Source organism: Crossiella sp. CA198, assembly GCF_052078295.1.
Classification (GTDB): domain Bacteria; phylum Actinomycetota; class Actinomycetes; order Mycobacteriales; family Pseudonocardiaceae; genus Crossiella.
Map to the genome: position 1 here is coordinate 107,591 of NZ_JBQJIM010000008.1, position 16,108 is coordinate 123,698.

15 protein-coding genes are annotated in these 16,108 nt (G+C 71.2%); 4 read left to right on the forward strand and 11 right to left on the reverse strand.

Annotated elements, in window-relative coordinates:
- The first annotated feature begins 62 nt into the window (after window positions 1–62).
- Complete coding sequence (locus ACTOWY_RS15175) at window positions 63–1,319, forward strand: FAD-dependent oxidoreductase (RefSeq protein WP_441310258.1); 1,257 nt, start codon at window positions 63–65, stop codon at window positions 1,317–1,319.
- A gap of 153 nt (window positions 1,320–1,472) precedes the next feature.
- Here ACTOWY_RS15175 and ACTOWY_RS15180 read toward each other — a convergent pair whose 3' ends face one another.
- The 5 genes from ACTOWY_RS15180 to yczR all read right to left on the reverse strand — a co-directional run bounded on the left by ACTOWY_RS15180 (window position 1,473) and on the right by yczR (window position 7,320).
- A complete protein-coding gene (locus tag ACTOWY_RS15180) occupies window positions 1,473–2,255 on the reverse strand; it encodes a fumarylacetoacetate hydrolase family protein (RefSeq protein WP_441310259.1) in 783 nt (260 codons plus the stop codon).
- Window positions 2,256–2,264: 9 nt separating this feature from the next.
- Entirely contained in the window at window positions 2,265–2,969 is a 705-nt protein-coding gene (locus tag ACTOWY_RS15185) for a response regulator transcription factor (RefSeq protein WP_441310260.1), read from the reverse strand.
- A gap of 79 nt (window positions 2,970–3,048) precedes the next feature.
- Window positions 3,049–3,834 (reverse strand): trypsin-like serine peptidase, encoded by a 786-nt coding sequence (locus ACTOWY_RS15190; protein WP_441310261.1) that lies wholly within the window; start codon window positions 3,832–3,834, stop codon window positions 3,049–3,051.
- Window positions 3,835–3,955: 121 nt separating this feature from the next.
- Window positions 3,956–5,593, reverse strand: coding sequence for a citramalate synthase (gene cimA / locus ACTOWY_RS15195; RefSeq protein ID WP_441310262.1), 1,638 nt, complete (start codon window positions 5,591–5,593; stop codon window positions 3,956–3,958).
- 242 nt (window positions 5,594–5,835) lie between these two features.
- A complete protein-coding gene (gene yczR, locus ACTOWY_RS15200; RefSeq protein ID WP_441310263.1) occupies window positions 5,836–7,320 on the reverse strand; it encodes a MocR-like transcription factor YczR in 1,485 nt (494 codons plus the stop codon).
- A gap of 162 nt (window positions 7,321–7,482) precedes the next feature.
- Between yczR and ACTOWY_RS15205 the strand changes: the two genes are divergently transcribed.
- Both ACTOWY_RS15205 and ACTOWY_RS15210 read left to right on the forward strand, forming a co-directional pair.
- Window positions 7,483–8,760 carry a Tm-1-like ATP-binding domain-containing protein gene (locus tag ACTOWY_RS15205; protein WP_441310264.1) on the forward strand — a complete coding sequence of 426 codons (1,278 nt, stop codon included), beginning with the start codon at window positions 7,483–7,485 and terminating at the stop codon, window positions 8,758–8,760.
- Window positions 8,757–9,578 (forward strand): phosphoenolpyruvate hydrolase family protein, encoded by an 822-nt coding sequence (locus ACTOWY_RS15210; protein ID WP_441310265.1) that lies wholly within the window; start codon window positions 8,757–8,759, stop codon window positions 9,576–9,578. The genes ACTOWY_RS15205 and ACTOWY_RS15210 overlap by 4 nt, the downstream gene beginning before the upstream one ends.
- 194 nt (window positions 9,579–9,772) lie before the next feature.
- Here the strand turns inward: ACTOWY_RS15210 and ACTOWY_RS15215 are convergent, their stop codons facing one another.
- The 6 genes from ACTOWY_RS15215 to ACTOWY_RS15240 all read right to left on the reverse strand — a co-directional run bounded on the left by ACTOWY_RS15215 (window position 9,773) and on the right by ACTOWY_RS15240 (window position 15,132).
- Window positions 9,773–10,813: a 3-isopropylmalate dehydrogenase gene (locus ACTOWY_RS15215; protein WP_185009237.1), complete on the reverse strand. Its 1,041-nt coding sequence runs from the start codon at window positions 10,811–10,813 to the stop codon at window positions 9,773–9,775.
- Between the two features lie 326 nt (window positions 10,814–11,139).
- Entirely contained in the window at window positions 11,140–11,745 is a 606-nt protein-coding gene (locus ACTOWY_RS15220; RefSeq protein WP_441310266.1) for a DUF6461 domain-containing protein, read from the reverse strand.
- A gap of 227 nt (window positions 11,746–11,972) precedes the next feature.
- The gene (gene serA / locus ACTOWY_RS15225) at window positions 11,973–13,571 is read right to left on the reverse strand and encodes a phosphoglycerate dehydrogenase (RefSeq protein WP_441310267.1); all 1,599 of its coding nucleotides are present in this window, start codon (window positions 13,569–13,571) and stop codon (window positions 11,973–11,975) included.
- Window positions 13,572–13,730: 159 nt separating this feature from the next.
- Window positions 13,731–14,009, reverse strand: coding sequence for a DUF397 domain-containing protein (locus ACTOWY_RS15230; RefSeq protein WP_441310268.1), 279 nt, complete (start codon window positions 14,007–14,009; stop codon window positions 13,731–13,733).
- On the reverse strand, window positions 14,006–14,215 hold the full coding sequence (locus ACTOWY_RS15235; RefSeq protein WP_247760700.1) for a DUF397 domain-containing protein: 210 nt from the start codon (window positions 14,213–14,215) through the stop codon (window positions 14,006–14,008). Before ACTOWY_RS15235 ends, ACTOWY_RS15230 begins: the two co-directional genes overlap by 4 nt.
- Window positions 14,216–14,283: 68 nt before the next feature.
- Window positions 14,284–15,132: a helix-turn-helix domain-containing protein gene (locus ACTOWY_RS15240; RefSeq protein ID WP_185009245.1), complete on the reverse strand. Its 849-nt coding sequence runs from the start codon at window positions 15,130–15,132 to the stop codon at window positions 14,284–14,286.
- 296 nt (window positions 15,133–15,428) lie between these two features.
- Between ACTOWY_RS15240 and ACTOWY_RS15245 the strand changes: the two genes are divergently transcribed.
- Window positions 15,429–15,872 (forward strand): hypothetical protein, encoded by a 444-nt coding sequence (locus ACTOWY_RS15245; protein WP_247760701.1) that lies wholly within the window; start codon window positions 15,429–15,431, stop codon window positions 15,870–15,872.
- Window positions 15,873–16,108 lie beyond the last annotated feature (236 nt).

Sequence of the window (16,108 nt, forward strand, 5' to 3'; positions counted from 1 at the left end):
GTGGTTGACGAACCGGTTGCCCCGGAGGATGCTGGCCTTATTCAACAAGCGTTGAAAAGGGGATGATCACCATGACTGACCTGGGCGCCACGGGGTGCGTCGTGATCGGCGGCGGACCGGCCGGGATGGTGCTGGGACTGCTGCTGGCCCGCGCCGGGGTGCCGGTGACGGTGCTGGAGAAGCACGGGGACTTCCTGCGGGACTTCCGCGGCGACACCGTGCACCCGTCCACGCTGACGCTGCTGGACGAGCTGGGCCTTGGCGAGGAGTTCGCCAAGGTGCCGCAACGGCGGGTGGACCGGCTGCGGGTGCAGCTGGCCGACGGCATCGTGCCCATCGGCGACCTGCGCCACCTGCCCGGTGGCCACCAGCACATCGCGCTGGTGCCGCAGTGGGATTTCCTGGACCTGCTCGCGGCCGCCGGCAAGCGTGAACCCGGGTTCGAGCTGCGGATGAACACCGAGGTCACCGGCCTGATCAGGGAGAACGGCAAGGTCGTCGGCGTGCGCTACCGCGACCGGGAGACCGGGACCGGCGGTGAGCTGCGGGCCGGGCTGACCGTGGCCTGCGACGGCCGCAACTCGATCGCCCGCGCCGCGGCCGGCCTGCGCACCAGGGAGTTCGGCGTGCCGATGGACGTGTGGTGGTTCCGGCTGCCCCGGCGGGACGGGGACCCGGCAGGCGGCATCGGCCGGTTCACCGCCGGCCACGCGGCGGTGCTGATCGACCGGGGCGAGTACTTCCAGACCGCCTACCTGATCCGCAAGGGCTCGGACGCCCAGGTCCGTGCCGAGGGCGTGCAGGCATTCCGGGAGCGGATCAGCGCGCTGATCCCCTGGCTGGCCGACCGGGTGCACACGGTGGAGTCACTGGAGGAGGTGAAGCTGCTCGACGTCCGGCTGAACCGGTTGCGCCGCTGGCACACCGACGGCCTGCTGTGCATCGGCGACGCCGCGCACGCCATGTCACCGGTGTTCGGGGTGGGCATCAACCTGGCCGTGCAGGACGCGGTGGCCGCCGCCCGCCTGCTCGCCACCCCGCTGCGCCGCGGCCGGGTCCGCCCCGCCGACCTGGCCAGGGTCCAGCGCCGCCGCTGGCTGCCCACGGCCATGATCCAGGGCCTGCAGCGCTTCGTGCACAAGCGCCTGCTCGGCCGCGTGCTCGGCGGCCAGGCCAAGCCTGGCACCGGCGTGCCCAAGCCGATCGCGCTGCTGCAACGGTTCCCGGTCCTCCAGCGCATCCCGGCCTACGTGGTCGGCATCGGCCCGCTCCCCGAACACGCCCCCACCTTCGCCCGCCGCCCCACCACCCACGGCTGACCCGCCCACAACGGCCAACCAGGCGTACAAGAACGGCCAACACACCGCCCATAACGGCCAACACACCGTACGAAACCGGCCAACACTCCGCGAGCGGACACCGCGCACCGAGTGTTGGCCGTTGTCGTACGCCGGGTTGGCCGTTGTGGGCGGTTACCTGGCGGCGACCGGGTTGGCCAGGGTGCCGAGGCCCTCGATGGAGACCGCGACGGTCTGGCCGGGGCGCATCGGGCCCACGCCGGCCGGGGTGCCGGTGAGGATCACGTCGCCGGGCAGCAGCGTCATGATGTGCGAGATGAACTCGATCAGCGCCGGGACGTCGTGCACCATCTGCGCGGTGTGGCCGTCCTGCTTGACCTCGCCGTCGAGTTCGGTCTTGATCTCCACGTCCGCCGCGTCCAGCACGGTCTCCACCCACGGCCCCAGCGGGCAGAAGGTGTCGTAGCTCTTGGCCCGGCCGAAGCCGCCGTCGGCCTTTTGCTGGTCGCGGGCGGTGACGTCGTTGGCGATGGTGTAGCCCAGGATGACCTCCCTGGCCTTGGCCGCGGGGACGTCCTTGCACGGGCGGCCGATGACCACGGCCAGCTCGCCCTCGAAGTCGACCCGCTCGGAGCTGGCCGGGAGCTTGATCGCCACGTTCGGGCCGATCACCGTGGTGGAGGGCTTGAGGAAGATGATCGGGCTGGCCGGGGCCTCGCCGCCCATCTCCTTGGCGTGGTCGGCGTAGTTGCGGCCGACGCAGACGACCTTGCTGGGCAGCATCGGCGCCAGCAGGCGGACATCGGCCAGCGGCCAGCGCCTGCCGGTGAACTGGACCTGGCCGAAGGGGTGTTCGGCGATCTCGGCCACGGTCAGCTGATCGGCCGGGCCGTCGAGGTCGCCCTCGATCGCGGCGAAGGCCATGCCCTCGGGGTGGGCTACACGAGCGATACGCACCGGATCACCCTACGACGGCGGCACCGGAGGCGTCGGGGGACGTAGCACGTAGCCGGTGCGCGGGATGGTGTGGATCATCGGCTCGCGCCGGGCGTCGACCTTGCGGCGGAGGTAGCTGATGTAGGTCGGCACCACCGAATCCTCGCCCGCGTAGTCGTACTCCCACACGTGGTCCAGGATGTGCTGCTTGGTCAGCACCCGGTTCTGGTGCGTCAGCAGGTGCCGCAGCAGCCGGAACTCGGTCGGGCTCAGGTCCACCCTGGTCTCGTCCCGGTGCACCAGGTGCGCGTCCTCGTCCAGGTGCAGCCCCGCACAGCTCAGCAGCGGCGACCCGGCCCCGGTGCTGCGCCGCAGCGCCGCCCGGCAACGGGCCACCAGCTCACCCAGGCTGAACGGTTTGCCCAGGTAGTCCGCGCCGGGCACGGACAGCCCGGTGATCTTGTCCTGCTGGGTGGCGTCCCGGCCGAGCAGGAACAGCACCGGGATCGAGCAGCCGAACCGGCACAGTTGATCGGCCAGCGAACCACCCGGCCCCTTGGCCAGCCGCAGGTCGAGCACGAGCAGATCGGGCCGTCGGCTCAGCCCCATGGCCAGCGCCGCCCCGCCGGTCCCGGCCACCTCGGCCTGGAACCCGGCCCGGCGCAACGCGTTGACGGCCAGGTCGGCCAGGTAGTGCTCGTCGTCGACGACCAGGATGCGCGCGCCCTCCGTCATCCGGACAGTGTCGACCAACCGGGGGCAGGAAAGCGAGCGCGCCGCACAATCCTGTGTGGACTGTGCGGCGCCCCCGCGCTCAGAGATTCGCGACGGACAGGTACAGGGCCTTGGCCTCCGGTCCGAAGTACGGCGCGTGGTTGATCTTGTTCGGGTTGGTGCTGGTCACGCTGATCACGTCGCCGAGCCCGTTGGGCTTGTAGTTGAGCAGCCAGGGACCGCCGCTGGCGCCGTCATTGCCGTCACAGCCCATCGTGTGCCGGTTGGTGTCCACCTCCCGGCCCGAGGTGCCCCAGCAGTACCACTGGGACTCGCCGTTGTCCCACCGCCACGGGTAGCCGGCCACGTGCACGGGCAGGCGATGACCGCTGTTGATGATCAGCCCGTGCGCACCGGCCACATCGACCAGCCGCTTGCCGTCCGGCTGGTTGTTCGTCACCAGGAACGCGTAGTCGTGCCGGTAGTCACCGCCATCCCGCCACTGCGGCGCGGCCTTGGCCAGGGCCACGGTGAAGGAGGGCAGTCGCACCCCCTGGTGGAACCCGGGGTGGTAGACGAAGTTGGTGGACGCGCCCCCGGTGGAGGCCCGGTACACGCAGTGCCCCGCGGTCACCACGAGCCGGCCGCTCGGGCTGTTGACCGAGGAAGCCGAACACCCGGCTTCCTCGCCCTTGCCATTGATGTAGGTCAGCTTGCCGTTGGTCTTGGAGTACCAGGCGTCCTTGACGGCCGGGCCCTCGGCGACGGTGGGCGCGGCCGAATTCGCCAGCCGCTCCACCCCGGCGGGCGCCGCCTGCGCGGTGCCACCGGTGAGCACCACCCCCGCCAGCAATGCCAGCACCGGCACGATCCGTGCGATCCGCATTCTTGCTCTCCCCTAGCTCGGCGACAGCCCCGCTGGGCCGCCGCCGAATGCTAAGCAACGGGAGAAGTCGTTGTCCCGCAACGGGATTCGACTTCTCCCTTTGAGGCAGAACGCTAGGCCATCAGTGTGTGGTGAGCGTCTCCACGCGCATCGCCTTGTGTGCCAGCGCATCGCAGAGCGCCAGCCAGCTCGCCTCGACGATGTTGCCGTGCACGCCGACCGTGGTCCACTCGGCCGCACCGTCGGAGGAGGCCACCAGCACCCTGGTCACCGCGTCCGTGCCGTGCTGTTCGGTGAGGATGCGCACCTTGTAGTCGATGAGTTGCACCGAGGCCAGCCAGGGCAGGTGCGGCAGCAGGGCCTTGCGCAGCGCGGCGTCCAGGGCGTGCACCGGGCCGTTGCCCTCGGCGGTGGCGATCACCCGTTCACCGCCGACGTGCACCTTGACCGTGGCCTCGGAGACCACCACGCCGTCCGGGCGGTGGTCGAGCACAACCCGGTAGGAGTCAAGGACGAACGGCGGCGAGACCGTCTCCTGTGGACCGTCCGGAGTGGACATCTCGCCGCGCAGCAGCAGTTCCAGCGAGGCGTCGGCGGCCTCGAAGGACCAGCCGCGGGCCTCCAGTTCCTTGACCTTGCGCACGGTGCGGGTGACCGCTTCCCCCTGGCCGGCCAGGTCCAGTCCAAGCTCTTTTCCCTTGAGCTCGATACTGGCCCGGCCGGCCATCTCGGTGACCAGGACTCGCATGCCATTGCCGACGGTGGCCGGATCGATGTGGTTGTACAGATCCGGGTCCACCTTGATCGCGCTCGCGTGCAGACCCGCCTTGTGAGCGAATGCCGCTGTCCCGACATACGCCTGGTGGGCGTCGGGTGCGATGTTGGCGATCTCGGCCAGGGCATGGGAAACGCGAGTCAGCTCGGACAGCGCAGCGGTGGGTAGCACCGGCATGTCCAGCTTGGTCACCAGGTTTGCCACCACGGCGAACAGGTCGGCGTTGCCCGCCCGTTCGCCGTAGCCGTTCGCGGTGCACTGCACGTGGGTGGCGCCCGCCTGCACGGCGGCCACGCTGTTGCCCACGGCGCAGGCGGTGTCGTCCTGGCAGTGGATGCCGACCCGGAACCCGGTCCGCTCCACCACCTCGGTGACGGTCTTGGCGATGCCCAGCGGGAGCTGGCCGCCGTTGGTGTCGCACAACACCACGACGTCCGCGCCGGCCTCGAACCCGGCGCCGAGCACGCGCAGCGCGCAGTCCGGGTCGTGGGTGTAGCCGTCGAAGAAGTGCTCGGCGTCCAGGAACACCCGGCGGCCCTGCCCGGTGAGGAAGGACACCGTGTCGGCGACCATCGCGGCCGCCTCGGCCACGTTGGTGCGCAGCGCGCGTTCGATGTGCCTGCGATCGGACTTGGCCACCAGCGTGATCACCGGCGCCTGCGAGTCCAGCAGCGCGCGCACCTGCGGATCGGTCTCCGCCCTGGCGCCCGGCCGCCGGGTGGCGCCGAAGGCGACCAGCGCGGCGTGCCGCAGTCGCAGCTCACCGGCCGCCGCCCTGGCGAAGAACTCGGTGTCCTTGGGCAGCGCGCCCGGCCAGCCACCCTCGATGAAGCCCACCCCGACCGAGTCCAGCAACCGGGCCACCGCGAGCTTGTCGGTGGCCGAGTAGGTGATGCCCTCGCGCTGCGCGCCGTCCCGCAGCGTCGTGTCATAGACGTGGAAGCTGTCGCCGAGCGGGGTGTCGGCCGGGCTGGTGCGGGTCACGGAAGGCTCCATGTGGCGGGAGGCACTACGGGTTTCGACAGTCGGAAGGCCAAACAAAAAGACCCCCCGCGAATGCGAGAGGTCTGCGCGCCGGGTGCTGGAGAGGCACTACCCGGCGCGCTCGTCAATAATGATCACGAAACGTGAGGTCACGCCGAAGATGCTGCCACAGACCCGCGGCAAATATCCAGCACACGGACGGGTGCTCCCAGATCCCGGGACAGCACGGCCGCAAGCCCTGGTCAGTCGTTGGCGACAGCCAGCCTGCGGATTCCCTCCCTGACCCGCTCCGGCGACACCGAGTAACCGACCCGCAGCCACTCCCGCAGGCCCTCGGCCGCGGAGTAGGCGGGCCCCGGCACCACCAGCACCCCGTGCTTGCGCGCCCGCGCGGCCAGCGCCACCGAGTCCCGGCCGGGCGCGCGCAGCCACAGCGCGGCCCCGCCCAGCGGCCGGGCGAACTCCCAGCCGGGCAGGTACTCCCGCGCGGCCTCCTCGGCCGCGGCCAGCCCGGCGGAGAGCTGCCCCATCCGCAGCCGCCGGGCGTGATCGCTGTGCGGCAACAACTTCAGCCCGAGCAGCTGACTAGGCACCGAACTGCCCAGATCGGCGGCGTTCTTCACCCGGCTCAGCCGCGTGATCAGCTCCGAGGGCCCGTGCACCCAGCCGACCCGCAGCCCGCCCCAGAACAGTTTGGACAGTGAGCCGACGGAGAACACGGTGGCGGGCACGCCGTGCTCGGCGGCCACCGCGGCCAGTGGCGCGGGCGGCGGCCAGCTCAGCGAGGTGTCCACAGTGGACCCGTCGTCCACCACCGCCACCCCGGTGGCCGCGGCCGCGCGCACCACCCGCAGCCGGTCGGCCAGACCGAGGGTGGCGCCGGTCGGGTTGTGCGCGGTGGGCAGCAGGTAGAGCAGTTTCGGGCGGCGGGACTGCAGCAGCCGCTCCAGCACCTCGATGTCCACCCCGCCGGGACCGCGCCGCCCGGTGCGCACCGGCACCGAGAGCACCTTGGCGCCCCTGGCCCGGAACGCCTCCAGCGCGCCGCGGTAGGTGGGCTCCTCCAGCACGATCTCATCGCCCGGTTGCAGCAGCCCCTGGGCCAGCATGTCCACCGCTTGTTGCGAGCCGCTGGTGACGATGACGTCCTCGGCCACCGCGGGCACCCCGCGCCCGGCCAGCTGACCGGCCAGTGCCACCCGCAGCTCGGGCAGGCCGCCGACGAAGTAGCCGTGGTGGTCCAGCAGGCCGGCGTAGTCGGCCGCGCCCAGGGTGGCGGCGATCTCGGCCACCATCGGCAGGCCGGGCAGCGCGCCGGTGGACAGGTCCACGGTGTCCGGCGGGTTGGGCAGGTGCGCGCCGGTGAGCGGGGCAGGCACCGCGCCGCTGCGGCCGAGGCCGAGCGCGCCCGCCCTGGACTCCGGCGCCGGGTAGTCGATACCGGGCCGCCTTGCCCAGGTACCACTGCCCCGGCGGCTGGCCAGCCAGCCCTCGCTGCGCAGATCGTCATAGGCGGCCACCACGGTGGACCGGCTCACCGCCAGCGAGACCGCCATCGCCCGTTCGGCGGGCAGCCGGGTGCCCTCGGGCAGTTCGCCGCTCTCCACGAGCTGCCGGATCGCGAGGGCCAGCCGCCGGTGCAGGGACCCGGTTTCCTCGGTCCATCCCTGGAGTAGTCCAGCCAGACGGGTGACGCTGATCGCGGATTTGCCCAGTCGAGCGGACACCCGCAGTCCACCTCCGCGGAATTGGCCTGCTCAGGCCCGATCGGACCGGAGCAGTCTCTGATCTGATGGGCCGCAACGTATCGGAATGATCATTTCCGTTGTCGCGCACACCTCTTTCGACGTTACTTCACGCTGCACTGCCCCTGGAAGGAGCCGCTCGCCTTGGCGACCGTGGTGCTGGTCGGGACCCTGGACACCAAGGGAGTTGAGTACGCCTGGCTCGCCGAGCGGATCACCGCGGCGGGCTGCGCGGTGCTGCTGGTGGACACCGGAGTCCTCGGCGATCCGTTGACCAGGGCGGACATCAGCGCCCGGGAGGTCGCCGCGGCGGCGGGGGTGGAGCTGGGCGAGCTGCGCGCGGCCGGGGACCGGGGCGCGGCGCTGACCGCGATGGCCACCGGCGCGGCCGCGATCGTCACCTGTCTGCACCAGCAGGGCATGCTGCACGGCATCATCGGACTGGGCGGCTCCGGCGGGTCCGCGGTGGCCAGCGCCGCGATGCGGGCGCTGCCGGTCGGGGTGCCGAAGCTGCTGGTCTCCACGATGGCCTCCGGGGACACCACGCCGTACGTGGACGCCCTCGACCTGGCCATGATGTACAGCGTGGTGGACATCGCCGGGCTCAACTCGGTCTCCGAGCTGATCCTGCGCAACGCGGCCAACGGGATCGCCGGCATGTCCCAGGGCTACGAGCACGCGCTGCAGAACACCGACCCGCGTGAGACGCAAGCGCGGCCGGTGGTGGCCGCGACCATGTTCGGCGTCACCACCCCCGCGGTGGACGCCGCCCGCGCCCGGCTGACCGAACTCGGCTACGAGGTGCTGGTCTTCCACGCCACCGGCTCCGGCGGCAAGTCGATGGAAGCCCTGGCCGGAAGCGGACTGCTGGCCGGGGTGCTGGACCTGACCACCACCGAACTGGCCGACGACCTGGTCGGCGGGGTGCTCTCGGCCGGACCGCAGCGACTGGCCGCGGCGGGCCGGGCCGGGCTGCCGCAGGTGGTGAGCCTCGGCGCGCTGGACATGGTCAACTTCGGTCCGCTGGAGACCGTGCCGGAGCGCTTCGCCGAGCGGAACCTGTACGTGCACAACGCGACCGTGACCCTGATGCGCACCACCCCGGCGGAGAACCGGGAACTGGGCAGGCGGATCGCGGCCAAACTGCGCGCGGCCACCGGGCCCGCCGCGTTGTTCGTGCCGCTGCGCGGGGTCTCCGCGATCGACGCCGCGGACGGGCCCTTCGACGACCGGGCGGCCGACGCCGCCCTGTTCGGGGTGTTGCGCACCTCGCTCGCGGGCAGCACGGTGGAGCTGCACGAGCACGACGCGCACATCAACGACCCGGAGTTCGCCGTCGCGATGGCCGACCGGTTGCACGAGTTGATCACAGCGGGGGCCCGGACCGGGAACGCGGCACTCGCGGGAGGGCCCGCACGATGAGCCGCGGCGAGATCCTGGCCGGATTACGGTCCACAGTGGAACAGGGCAGGCCGATCATCGGCGCGGGCGCGGGCAACGGCCTCTCCGCCAAGTGCGCCGAGGCCGGTGGCGCGGACCTGCTGATCATCTACAACTCCGGCCGGTACCGGATGAACGGCCGCGGTTCGCTGGCCGGGCTGATGCCCTACGGCGACGCGAACGCGATCGTGCTGGAGATGGCGGGCGAGGTGTTACCGGTGGTGCGGCACACCCCGGTGCTGGCCGGGGTCTGCGGCACGGATCCGTTCCGGGTCATGCCGCACTTCCTGGACCAGCTGGCCGCGCTCGGTTTCGCCGGCGTGCAGAACTTCCCCACGGTGGGCCTGATCGACGGGGTGTTCCGGGCCAACCTGGAGGAGACCGGGATGGGCTTCGACCTGGAGGTCGAGCTGATCCGCCTTGCCGCGCAACGGGATCTGCTCACCGCCCCGTACGTCTTCGACCCGGACCAGGCCGCCGCGATGGCCGCGGCTGGCGCGGATGTGCTGGTGCCGCACATGGGCCTGACCACCAAGGGCTCGATCGGGGCGGCCACCGCGGTGTCCCTGGACGAGGCGGTGCAACGGGTGCAGGCCATGCGGGACGCGGCGGTGGCGGTGAACCCGGACATCCTGGTGCTCTGTCACGGCGGCCCGATCGCCGAACCCGCCGATGCCGGGTACGTGCTGGCCCGGACCGTGGGGGTGGCCGGGTTCTTCGGCGCCTCCTCGATGGAACGACTACCCACCGAGATCGCGCTCACCGCGCGGGTGGCGGAGTTCAAGAGCATCCCGATCTAACCTCCCAGACCCGGCCGTCGACGGTTTCCCCCAGGACCCGAGTCGGCCCGCCAGTCGTCCGGTGCGGCCCGCCAGCCCACCGGACGACCCCGAAGCCCCCCGTGTTGCCCGTCATCACGGGGGGCTTCACCCCACCAACGCAACGGGCCCCGACCGTCCACTTAGGACGATCGGGGCCCGTTGGGCTTGGGAGATCAGGCTCCGGTGCGCTGCCCGGAACTCACCAGCGCGGCCAGCCGGTCGCCGACCGCGTAGGTCGCGCCGGGCGCCGTGTGGTCCCTGGTGGCCAGGTCGAAGGCCACCGCGGCCTCGATCCGGCGGGCGGACTCGGGCTCGCCGAGGTGGTCGAGCATGAGCGCGACGGAGAGCACCGCCGCGGTCGGGTCGGCCACGCCCTGCCCCGCGATGTCCGGGGCGGAGCCGTGCACCGGCTCGAACATGCTCGGGTTGCGCCGGGTGACGTCCATGTTGCCGCTGGCCGCCAGGCCGATGCCGCCGGTGACCGCCGCGGCCAGGTCGGTGATGATGTCGCCGAAGAGGTTGTCGGTGACGATCACGTCGAACCGGCCGGGGTCGGTGACCAGGTGGATCGTGGTGGCGTCCACGTGCTGGTAGGCCACGGAGACGTCCGGGTACTGCAGCGAGACCTCCTCGACCACCCGCGACCACAACTGGCCCGCATAGGTGAGCACGTTGGTCTTGTGCACCAGGGTGAGGTGCTTGCGCGGCCGGTTGGAGGCCCTGGCGAAGGCATCCCGCACCACGCGCTCGACCCCGAACAGCGTGTTGATGCTGACCTCGGTGGCGATCTCGTGCGGGGTGTCCTTGCGCAGCAGGCCGCCGTTGCCCGCGTAGAGGCCCTCGGTGCCCTCGCGCACCACGACCATGTCGACCTCTGGCGAGTCCGCCAGCGGGCTGCGCACGCCGGGGTAGAGCCGCGCCGGGCGCAGGTTGACGTGGTGATCAAGCTCGAAACGCAGGCGCAGCAACAGCCCTCGTTCGAGGATGCCGCTGGGCACCGACGGGTCGCCCACCGCGCCCAGCAGGATCGCGTCGTGCTGGCGCAGTTCGCCGAGCACGGATTCAGGCAATAGCTCCCCCGTGGCGTGCCAGCGGGCCGCACCGAGGTCGAAGCGGGTGATCTCCGCGGTCGGAAGGACCTCACCGAGCACCTTGAGCGCTTCAGCGATCACCTCGGGGCCGATCCCATCTCCTGGAATCACCGCGAGCCGCATGCACACACCTCCTGGCTAGTTGCCCCACCTACAGGGACAAACCGTTGCGCGCAGGTTACCGGCTGAGGGGCTGGAAAACGCAGTCCGGACACGCTTTCCGACCGATCTCTCCCGTACTGCGGGACACCCGATCGGGTTTCCCCCGTCAAGGGAGCCCGATTTTGGCCGTTTCGAAGGGTGGAAAGCCCGTCTCAACCGACGAAGTCCCGCCGTGGGGCGGGAGGATGGCAGCCTAACCGGGCTTCCGGGGGCGAAACCGGCCACCAGCGGGGCGTGGCCGATGTTTGCCCAAAGTCCACTCGTCTGGGTGAGTAGGCGGTTTGGTCTCACTCCGGCTCGCGGGCGGAGAGCACCACCGTGGGCAGCGTTCCGGAGAGGGTTTCCGGGCTCAGCCGGACGCCGGTGACCCGCTCCGCCAGGGCCAGTGCGGCGGCGTCTGGATCGGGCGCGGTCCCACCATCCGGATCGAGGCCGACCGCCAGCATCACCGGCAGCAGCGCGTCCGGCAGGCTGCCCCAGCGCAGGTACGGCACCAGCTGGTCGAAGGCGGTGCGCAGGCCGCCGTCCACCGCGTGGCTGATCTGCCCGACCGAGTCCAGGTTGCGGTAGACCGAGAGCACCTCGCCACCGGCGGAGACCACCGAGAGCACCTCGTCCAAAGTGGACTGGAACCCGTTCGGCTCCACCACCAGCACCCAGTCGCCCACCTTGGTCACCGCGGCCAGCAGCAACGACTCGGGCAGCGCGTCCTGCTGCGCCCGGTCGATCGCGTCCAGCGTCATCGGCCGCGCCGTGTCCGGATCGGCCCCGAACCGGCGCAGCACCTCGGCCTCGTCGACCCCGCGCACGAAGGCCAGTGCGAACGCCGCCCCCAGCGGCAGCTCGGCCAGCCACGCGTAGTCCCCGGCGCCGTCACCCGCGCCGGAGAGCATCCCGACCCCTGGAGATCCACATACGCCGAATGCTGCCACCAGAACCCGCCGGACTCCACGGTCTTCCGTCGGTCCCGCCCATATCGACCAACGCCAGGTACCAAAACGGCCAACACCCCGTACCACAACGGCCAACACGCGCGCGGGTGCGAACCCGACCGGCGTGTTGGCCGTTGTGGGCGGTGTGTTGGCCGTTGTCGTACCTGGTGTTGGCCGTTGTGGGCGGGTTAGAAGGCGATGGCCTTCACGGTGCGGGCGCCGACGGTGGCGCCGATGGGCTCCAGCACGCCTGCGTCGACCGGGCGGTCCACCCGCAGCAGCATGGTGGCGTCCGCGCCGTCGCGGGTCTGGGAGATCTGCGCGGCCTCCACGTTGACCCCGGCCTCGCCGAGCAGGGTGCCCACGGTGCCCATCACGCCGGGGCGGTCCGGGTACTCCAGCAGCAACACGTGGCCCTCGGCGCGCAGGTCGAAGCTGCGGCCGTTGACCTCGACCAACTTCTCCACCTGGTTGCGGCCGCTGAGCGAGCCGGAGACGCTGTAGGCGGTGCCGTCCGCGCCGACCGTGCGCACGGTGACCAGGCTGCGGTGGTTGGCGCTCTCGGACTCGGTGACCACCCGCACGTCCACGCCGAGGTCGGCGGCCAGCTTGGGCGCGTTGACGAAGGTGACCTGCTCGTCGACCAGGTGCGCGAACACCCCGCGCAGCGCGGCCAGCGGCAGCACCCGGACGTCCTCAGTGGACAGTTCGCCGCGCACCTCGACGGTGACCGAGACCGGGGCCTTGTTGGCGCCGAAGGCGGCCAGCACCGCGCCCAGCTTCTGGGTCAGCGGCAGGTACGGCCGGACCTCCTCGCCGACCACGCCGCCGCCCTGCACGTTCACCGCGTCCGGCACGAAGTCCCCGCGCAGCGCGAGCACCACGGACCGGGCCACGTCGGTGCCCGCGCGATCCTGGGCCTCGCCGGTGGAGGCGCCCAGGTGCGGGGTCACCACGGCCTTGGGCAGCTCGAAGAGCGGGCTCTCGGTGCACGGCTCGGTGGCGAAGACGTCGATGCCGGCGCCGCCGACCTGGCCCTCGCGGATGGCGTCGGCCAGCGCGGCCTCGTCGATCAGCCCGCCGCGGGCGGCGTTGACGATGAGCACGCCCTTCTTGGTCCTGGCCAGCTGCTCCTTGCCGATCAGACCGAGGGTCTCCGGGGTCTTGGGCAGGTGGATGGAGAAGGCGTCCGCGCGCTCCAGCAGCTCGTCCAGGCTGACCAGCTCGATGCCGAGCTGGGCGGCGCGGGCCGGGGCCACGTAGGGGTCGTAGGCGATCAGCGTGGTGCCGAAGGCGGCGATCCGCTGGGCGAAGAGCTGGCCGATCTTGCCGAGGCCGACCACGCCGACGGTCTTGCCGTTGAGTTCCACGCCGCCGTAGGCGCTGCGCTTCCACTGGCCGGTGCGCAGGCTGGCGTCGGCCGGGGCGATGTTGCGGGCCACCGCGAGCAGCAGCGCGACCGCGTGCTCGGCGGCGGAGACGATGTTGGAGGTGGGCGCGTTGACCACCATCACGCCGCGCGCGGTGGCGGCGGGCACCTCGACGTTGTCCAGGCCGACACCGGCCCTGGCCACGACCTTGAGCTTGCTGGTCGCGGCGAACACCTCGGCGTCGACCTTGGTCGCCGAGCGCACGAGCAGCGCGTCGGCCTCGGCCACCGCGGACAGCAGCGCGGTGCGGTCGGTGCCGTCGACGTGCCGGATCTCGACGTCGTCGCCGAGCACCTCGAGCACCGAGGGCGCGAGCTTCTCCGCGATCAAAACGACGGGGCGGTTGGGGTTGGTCACCGGTGCGCTCCTGAGAGGACGGATTGCCTTGGTCCGGGTCACCGCGTTGTGCCCCGAGCGGGAAAGCCGCAGTCTAGCTGCGGTGTTACCGGCATGTTTCAGGTGGCGGGGGCGAGCTTGGTCACCCCCGCTGCACCCGATGTTCACCAGGGCCAGGACTCACCAGGGTTCGGTGAACTCCCCGTCCTTGGCCCCGGCCAGGAACGCTTCCCATTCGCTGGTGGTGAAAACCAGGATCGGCCCCTCGGGCTGCGCGCTGTTGCGCATCCCGATGTAGGTGGTCCCTGCGGAGTCGACGAAGGCGATCTCCACCTTGCCGGTGCCGTCCGGGTCCTCCTCACTGGAGAGCCATCGCGCCTGGGAGAAGTCGAGCGTGTCCCGGATCCCGGCCTTGTCGTCATAGACCGGGACCCTGGTGCTGGGGTGCTGCCCAGTCACGCCCGGGACCCGTGCAGGGCCGGGGCACTGGCGAGGAAGCCGTGCCACTGCGCGCGGCTGAAGGTCAGCGCGCCGCCTGCCCGGTTCTTGGAATCCCGCACCGCGGCCGCCGCGGCGGGCAGCGCGACCTCGACGCAGTTGTTGCCGCCGCCGCTGTAGCTGCTGACGCGCCAGGAAAGCGATTCGGTGTTGTAGCTGGCCAACATGACTTGCTCCTTGCCGGATAACAGATGGTGCGATGGTCGAGCGCAGCGCCGGATGGCCTGCCTCCTGCTCATGCCAACTCCTCCGCCATGGCGGCCATCAGGGCGACCGATTCCTCGGTGCCCAGCGCCGCGGCGCGGACGTGGTCGAAAACCGTGCTGTACAACCGGATCTCCTCCGGCTTCTCCAGGTAGAGCGCGCTGGTGAGGCTCTCCACGTAGACCACGGTCGGGTCCAGCGGATCGGGGAAGCCGAGCATGACGAACGGGCCGTCGGAGGCCGCGTGCCCGCCCGCGCTGAACGGGAGCACCTGGATCTCCACGTTCGGCAGCGAACTCATCTTCACCAGCCGGTCGAGCTGTTCGCGCATCACGTCGGCGTCGCCCACCCGCCGCCGCAGCGCACCCTCGTCCAGCACGGCCCAGTACTTGGGTCCGTGGTCGGAGGAGAGCAGTCCCTGGCGAGCCATCCGGGCGGAGACCCGGCGCTCGACCTCGTTGGGCGCGGCCTTGGGCCGCACCGCGCGGAAGACCGCCAGCGCGTACCGCTCGGTCTGCAGCAGCCCCGGCACCACGAGTGACTCGAAGGTGCGGATCGAGGACGCCTCGGCCTCCATCCCGGCGAACCCGCCGGTGAGCACGTCGCCGTAGTTGTGCCACCAGCCCTTGAGTTTTGCCATCCGGGCCAGGTCGATCAGCGCGTTCTGCCGCTCGCCCTCCACGCCGTAGAGCACCAGCATGTCCCGCACGTCCCTCGGGTTGACCCCGGTGCGGCCGGTCTCGATCCGGCTCACCTTGGCCGCCGAGCACTCCAGGTGCGCCGCGACCTCCTCACAGGTGAGGTTCGAGCTTTCCCGTAGGCGCCGTAACTCGGAGGCCAGCCGCCTTCGGCGCACGGTCGGGCTGTGACTGGTGGACATCTCCTGGCCTCCGGGCAAGTTCGCGAGTTCGCGGCGCGTCCGTGGCGCGGTGCCGGCCGCCCGCCGTGACACGCAGTGAGAGGGAACTCGCGCAGTGTGCCCGCCCAGGCTAGCTAGCTGCAATCGCTTGTGGTTTGCAGGACGACACTCTCACCCGATCGTGTCTTTCGCAGTATGTACGTTGCATTTCTGGGCGCCCGTCTTGCACGCTAGGTACCCACGTCGTCGCTCTCCGAAATCGGTGGCGACCACCAACCGTAAGCGCTCGGTGGCGCAGACTACTCAAGTTAGGGGCGGTGGAGACCGTGTGGTCGTCAGGCAGGCCCATCCTGGATGTGCACGAGCCGCCGGATCGCTGCACGACCCGCGGCCGCGAGTGCTACCGCGCGGTGGCCACCCGGCTCGCCGAGCTGGCCGAACTCGCCGCGACCCAGCCCGACCCCGCCGCCCGCAACGCCCTGCTGCGCACCGTGCACGGCTGGCAGTTCCTGCTCGCCCAGCACCGCGCCGTCGGCCGGAAGAAACGCCGGCGCTGCCGGTTATGCCGCCCCAGCTGGGGCCTTGGCGGCGAGTGGCCCTGTCCCACCTGGCGGATCGCCTACGTCCAGCTGTGCCTGGTCGAGGATTCGCCCTCCCCTGAGCTGTCGTCCTGGCCCAGTAGCCCCCCGCCGGGCCAGGACGACATCCCCGTGCAGCGGGCCCGGCATCGCCTGCGGGTGGCCCCCGGCGTGGTGGCCTGACCCCAGCCAGCCGGACCGGAGCTGCTGCGCCAGGCCGAATTTTCCGCGGTGGACCGGATTTTCGCGGCAGGCCGCCGATTCCGCGGCCGGCCAGAGCGTCCGTGGCGGGCGAAGGCGTTGCGGGGCGAGGACTTTGTGGCGGACATGGTCGGCACGGACCACCCCTGGGTCCGTGCCGATCATGCTGTCCGGGACCTGCCGCGAGCGCGCGGCCACCCGCCGTTGACTACGTTGCG

Coding starts and splice junctions, on each gene's coding strand:
- ACTOWY_RS15190 (WP_441310261.1), bottom strand. CDS start 3,834: ATGCGGATCGCACGGATCGTGCCGGTGCTGGCATTGCTGGCGGGGGTG.
- ACTOWY_RS15235 (WP_247760700.1), bottom strand. CDS start 14,215: ATGTTGGCCAGCTACAACACCGAATCGCTTTCCTGGCGCGTCAGCAGC.
- ACTOWY_RS15210 (WP_441310265.1), top strand. CDS start 8,757: ATGAGCCGCGGCGAGATCCTGGCCGGATTACGGTCCACAGTGGAACAG.
- ACTOWY_RS15220 (WP_441310266.1), bottom strand. CDS start 11,745: ATGCTCTCCGGCGCGGGTGACGGCGCCGGGGACTACGCGTGGCTGGCC.
- ACTOWY_RS15185 (WP_441310260.1), bottom strand. CDS start 2,969: ATGACGGAGGGCGCGCGCATCCTGGTCGTCGACGACGAGCACTACCTG.
- ACTOWY_RS15215 (WP_185009237.1), bottom strand. CDS start 10,813: ATGCGGCTCGCGGTGATTCCAGGAGATGGGATCGGCCCCGAGGTGATC.
- ACTOWY_RS15175 (WP_441310258.1), top strand. CDS start 63: ATGATCACCATGACTGACCTGGGCGCCACGGGGTGCGTCGTGATCGGC.
- ACTOWY_RS15240 (WP_185009245.1), bottom strand. CDS start 15,132: ATGTCCACCAGTCACAGCCCGACCGTGCGCCGAAGGCGGCTGGCCTCC.